Source organism: Clavibacter lycopersici, from assembly GCF_003576405.1.
Lineage (GTDB): Bacteria > Actinomycetota > Actinomycetes > Actinomycetales > Microbacteriaceae > Clavibacter > Clavibacter lycopersici.
Genome location: NZ_QWGT01000247.1, coordinates 1 through 4,001, shown reverse-complemented (window position 1 = coordinate 4,001; position 4,001 = coordinate 1). Strand labels below are relative to the sequence as shown.

The window sequence follows — 4,001 nt, the reverse complement described above, 5'->3', positions numbered from 1 at the left end:
TCCCGACGGCACCGCGCACGCGCCCGCACGACGGCGGCGCGACCGTCGACACCATCGCGCCCCACGAAGGCGGCGCGCCCTCGGACGGCCGGTCCGCGGATCGCGCCGACTGGGCCGCGGAGGCCCCGGCACCCGCGCTGCGGCGCGGCCACATGGCCGGCACCGACATCGACGAGGCCGTCGCGCGCTACGCCGCCCTCTACCCGGGCACCGACTTCCGCGCCGCGAAGGGCCCGGGCGACTTCGCCTACCGGTACTCCTTCGTCGGCGACGAGAACGTGACGCTCCGCTCGTCCAGCTTCCCGGCCGAGCACTGGGGCCGCCTGCCCACGCTGCCGGACTACGTCGTGGCCTGGTGGCGGGAGGGATCCGGCGCCGTCGACATCGGCTCCCACGAGGTGCGATCGAGCGGATCCCGGCCGTTCCTCCTGCCGTCCGGCCGGTCGTTCACCTTCCACTGCGAGCCCGGCGTGCAGAACCTCGTGCACATCGACGCCACCTTCCTCGAGGAGACCGCGGCGGAGCTGCACGAGGGCCGCTCGCGTCCCCTCGTCTTCGACCACGCCCGCCCGCCGACACCCGAGCAGGCCTCCGCCTGGCGGCAGGCCGTCGGCGAGGCGAGCCCGGTGTTGCAGGACGCCACGTCGAGCCCGCTGCTGCGGATGCAGGCCGGCCTCCTCGTCGCCCGCGCCACGCTCCAGCTGTTCCCGTGGCACGACGTGCCGTTCAGCGCCGAGATGCGGGCGCCGCGCATGAGCGCCGTCCGCACCGCCATCGAGTACCTGCACCACCACGCCGACCGGCCCATCACGCCGGCGGACGCGGCCCGGGCCGCGGGGATCAGCACGCGCGTGCTCCAGCTCGCCGTGCGGCGCCACGAGGACACGACCCCGAGCGCGCTGCTCCGCGGGATCCGACTGGACCGCGTGCGCGCCGAGCTGCGCGACGCGTCGCCCGCCACCACCACGGTGCGGGCCGTCGCCGAGCAGTGGGGCTTCGGTCACCTCGGCCGGTTCGCGGCCTCCTACGCGGAGCGCTTCGGCGAGCTGCCGAGCGCGACCCTGCGCGGCTGACGCGCTGCGGGCGCTATCCGCATCCGCCCCGATCCGTGTCCGGCAGGCGAAGCGGTGCGCAGGCTTCCTGGGAGTCGCCTGAGCCGCGTGCCGAACCGCCCGGTCCATGCGTCTGAATGACGAGGCGGGATCGCGAGGCACCCTCGGATCCGCGCCACGCAGCTGCACCACCACCACCGTCCGACCACCACGAGAGAGAGACACCATGTCGAGCATCACCCCCACGTCCGCGTCCACCGGCGTCACCGGCACCGGGACCACCGGCGGCAAGAACACCATCGCCGACGGCGTGATCGAGAAGGTCGCCGGCATCGCGGCCCGCCAGGTCCCCGGCGTGCACGACCTCGGCAACGGCGCTGCCCGTGCCGTCGGCGCGATCCGCAACGTCATCGGACAGCAGGACCGCGGCCAGGGCATCTCCGTCGAGGTCGGCGAGACCCAGGTCGCCGTCGACGTGACCCTCATCGCCGAGTACCCCGTCGACCTCCAGCAGGTCGCCGACGACGTGCGCACCGCCATCACCGAGGCCATCGACCAGGTCGTCGGCATGGAGGTCACCGAGGTCAACGTCACCATCACCGACGTCAACCTCCCGTCCGACAAGTCGTCCGACGACGACGCGGCCGAGAAGCGCGTCCAGTGACCCCCACCGTCACGGGCCTCCTCGTCGGGGCGGTCCTCGCGCTCTCCGGTCTCGCCTTCGGCTTCGGCGGCTTCCTCCTCGTGCTGATCTTCATGGCCGTCGGCTTCGGCGTCGGCCGCGTGCTCGAGGGGAAGCTGGACGTCCGCGGCCTCGCCGACGCCCTCCGCGGGCGCCGGTCGTCGTGAGCTCCGCGCTGGCGGCCCCCGGGACGCCCGGGACCTCGTCCCCGGCGCCCCGCGGCCGCACCACGATCACGTCGCGCGCCGTGCGCCGCGTGGTCTCCGCCGTCACCGCGGACGCCCTCGAGGTGCCCGCGTCGGACGTGTCCGTCACCCTGACGGACGCCGGCGGCAAGCTCACCGTCGAGGCGCGCACCCCCATCCGCGTCCCCGCCCTCTCGGACCGCCCGGTCCGCGAGGGGTCGCTGGTGGAGCGTCTCACCCGGGCGCAGACCGAGGTCCGCGACCGCGTGCTCGGCCTCACGGGATCCACCGTGGGCCGGGTCGACCTGCGGATCACGGGCGCCCGCATCCAGGAACGCAGGAGGGTCTCATGAGCACCGACAGCACCTACCGTCGCCTCGTGCGGCGGGAGACGCACTCGTCGCGTGCCGGCATCGCCATCACGATCGCCGTGCTGCTGATCCTCGTGCTCGCGTGGATCGGCACCGAGTCGGTCCTCGCGGCCATCGGCACCGCGCCGCTGCTGCTCGCACCCGCCGACCTGGCGTCCTCCGCGCTCGACGCGGCCTCCGCCCCGGCGGGAGCGCTCGTCGCGATCGGCGTCGTGGTCGCGGTCATCGGCCTGATCCTCGTGATCGTGGGCCTCAAGCCCGGCAGCCGCGGCCGTCGCGGCGGGAGCGTGGGACGCACCGCGGCCGTCGTCGACGACCGCGTCATCGCCCGCTCCATCGCCCTCACCGCCAGCTACGCGGGCGAGGTGTCGCCCGACCAGGTCGACGTCTCGGTCTCGAAGCGCCAGGTCCTCGTCCGCCTCACGCCCTCCACGGGGTACACGCCGGACAAGGCCACCATCGAGCAGGCCGTCCGCGCCGAGCTCGACGGCTACGACTACACGCCGAAGCTCACCGCCAAGGTGACGCTCGCGAAGGACGGGAAGGTGGGCTCATGACCAGCACGAACAGGGCGCTGAACCGCCTCCTCGTCATCGTGGTCGGGCTCGTCCTGATCGCGGCCGGGGTCGCCCTCGGCGCCGGCAGCCTGCTGCCCGACGTCCAGTCGACGGTCTCCGGCGCGGCCTCCGACGCGAAGCAGCCGGTCGCCGACGCCCTCTCGGGCGGGCAGCCGTGGATCCTGTGGGTCGTCGCGCTGGTCGCGCTCGTGCTCATCGTCGTCCTCGCCTGGTTCGCGCTCCGCCAGGGGCACGGCCGCACCGGGACGCTCGTGCGACTCGAGGGCGGACGCGATGCGTCCACACCCACGGGCGGATCGGTCGTCATCGACGCGAAGGTCGCCGAGCAGCTGCTCGGGGACGCGCTCCGCGACGACTCCTCGATCGTCTCCGTCGACGTCACGGCGTTCGAGGTGGCGCACGCCACCACGCTGCGGGTCACCGCGGTCGCGCGTCGCGGCGTCTCGCCCGTCGCGGTCCGCCGCACGGTCGACGAGGCCGTCACCCGGCTCGACGCGGTGCTCGGCACCGAGGTCCCGGTGGTCATCCAGATCACCGGCGGCCTCCGCTCGAGCATGACGAGCGAGACCCGCCTGGCCTGATCCCCGCGGCCGCCCCGGTCCGGATCCTCGAGATCCCGGCCGGGGCGGCCGTCTGTCCCCTGCATGAGAGAAGAGACGCACCATGACCGACGACGACAGCTCCTCCCGCGGCGGCTGGCTGGGCGGATCCTTCGCCCAGAAGGCCGTCGACCCCCTGCTCCGCGCGGTGCGCGCCGAGATCGACTCGGCCAAGCGCGAGATCGGCGAGCGCGCCCGGTCCGCCCGCTCGGGCGCGATCATGCTCGGCGCGGGCGTCGCGCTCGCGCTCGTCTCGCTGGGGCTCCTGGCCGCGGTGATCGTGGCGCTCCTGCTGCTCGCGCTGCCGCTGTGGGCGGCGACGCTCATCACGCTCGCGCTGTTCGCGATCGCGACCGCGGTCGTCGTGCGGCTCGGCCTCTCCCGGCTCTCCCGCGGGGTGCCGCCCGTGCCGTCGGACACGCTGCACCACGCGCGCGACCGCATGCGCCCGGGCGACCGGGACGCCGGCCGCAGCGGATCCGACGGGCCGACCGGGCCCGCGGGATCCGCGCCGACCGCCGGCTGAGCCGCGCG

The 4,001-nt window shown here is 74.7% G+C and carries 7 protein-coding genes; all 7 read left to right on the top strand.

What is annotated here, in order from left to right:
- A partial coding sequence (locus DZG00_RS13175; RefSeq protein ID WP_147360004.1) for an AraC family transcriptional regulator occupies positions 1-1,073 on the top strand: 1,073 nt, incomplete at its 5' end.
- A 205-nt stretch (positions 1,074-1,278) separates the two neighbouring features.
- Positions 1,279-1,716 carry an Asp23/Gls24 family envelope stress response protein gene (locus DZG00_RS13170; RefSeq protein ID WP_119383207.1) on the top strand — a complete coding sequence of 146 codons (438 nt, stop codon included), beginning with the start codon at positions 1,279-1,281 and terminating at the stop codon, positions 1,714-1,716.
- Complete coding sequence (locus DZG00_RS13165; protein ID WP_015489105.1) at positions 1,713-1,901, top strand: DUF2273 domain-containing protein; 189 nt, start codon at positions 1,713-1,715, stop codon at positions 1,899-1,901. The genes DZG00_RS13170 and DZG00_RS13165 overlap by 4 nt, the downstream gene beginning before the upstream one ends.
- Positions 1,898-2,272 (top strand): hypothetical protein, encoded by a 375-nt coding sequence (locus DZG00_RS13160; protein ID WP_119455710.1) that lies wholly within the window; start codon positions 1,898-1,900, stop codon positions 2,270-2,272. Before DZG00_RS13165 ends, DZG00_RS13160 begins: the two co-directional genes overlap by 4 nt.
- The gene (locus tag DZG00_RS13155; protein ID WP_119383151.1) at positions 2,269-2,847 is read left to right on the top strand and encodes a hypothetical protein; all 579 of its coding nucleotides are present in this window, start codon (positions 2,269-2,271) and stop codon (positions 2,845-2,847) included. The genes DZG00_RS13160 and DZG00_RS13155 overlap by 4 nt, the downstream gene beginning before the upstream one ends.
- On the top strand, positions 2,844-3,449 hold the full coding sequence (locus DZG00_RS13150; RefSeq protein ID WP_119383150.1) for a hypothetical protein: 606 nt from the start codon (positions 2,844-2,846) through the stop codon (positions 3,447-3,449). The genes DZG00_RS13155 and DZG00_RS13150 overlap by 4 nt, the downstream gene beginning before the upstream one ends.
- Positions 3,450-3,531: 82 nt before the next feature.
- Positions 3,532-3,993 (top strand): phage holin family protein, encoded by a 462-nt coding sequence (locus DZG00_RS13145; protein WP_119455709.1) that lies wholly within the window; start codon positions 3,532-3,534, stop codon positions 3,991-3,993.
- The last annotated feature ends 8 nt before the right edge of the window (positions 3,994-4,001 follow it).